Raw genomic sequence first — 773 nt, 5'->3', positions numbered from 1 at the left:
GCGCGGCGGATGTCGAAGGATGACACCGGGATCGGTTGAAGGATGCCGCGGGTGAACAGGTCGACGATGTCGGCGAGGATCTGTTGTAGTCGTGGTGTCCCGGCTTCGGCGAGGTCGTAGGCCTGGTAGGTGATTCCTGGGTGGTCGGCGCCGATGGTGTCCGGGTCGCGGATGTCGGCTTTGCCCAGTTCGAGGAATCGGCCGCCTCGGGGGAGTAGTCGGAGGGTGGCGTCGACGAATTCTCCGGCCAGGCAGTCCAGGACGATGTCGACGCCTGCGCCGTCGGTGGCGTCGAGGAAGTGTTGTTCGAAGTCCAGTGTGCGTGAGTTGGCGATGTGGGTGGCGTCGTAGCCGGTGGCGTGCAAGGTGTCCCACTTGCCGGTGCTTGCTGTTCCGAAGACCTCCAAACCGAGGTGGCGAGCGAGTTGCGTCGCGGCGGAACCGACACCACCGGCAGCCGCATGGATCAGGACACGCTCACCCGGCTTGGCCGCAGCCAGATCCACCAACCCGTAATAGGCGGTAAGGAACACCACCGGCACCGCAGCCGCCTGCTCCCACGACCACTCGGCCGGCTTGGCAGCCACCAAACGCGCGTCAGCCACCGCGACCGGACCCGCACCTTCGAAAAGGCCGAACACCTCGTCACCGACCCGGACACCGGTCACGTCCGGGGCCACCTCCACGACGACACCCGCACCCTCACCACCGAGCACGGCGTCGGAGTCGGGGTAGACACCCAAGGCGATGAGCACGTCCCGAAAGTTCAGCCC

At 66.4% G+C, this 773-nt stretch carries 1 protein-coding gene; it reads right to left on the bottom strand.

What is annotated here, in order from left to right; translation table 11 throughout:
* The coding region (locus tag OOZ19_RS29970) for a zinc-binding dehydrogenase (RefSeq protein ID WP_266093533.1) at window positions 1–755 on the bottom strand (755 nt) is incomplete at its 3' end.
* Window positions 756–773 lie beyond the last annotated feature (18 nt).

Source organism: Saccharopolyspora sp. NFXS83 (assembly GCF_026241095.1).
In the GTDB taxonomy this organism is placed as follows: domain Bacteria; phylum Actinomycetota; class Actinomycetes; order Mycobacteriales; family Pseudonocardiaceae; genus Saccharopolyspora_C.
This window is presented reverse-complemented; position numbering and strand designations above follow the sequence as displayed.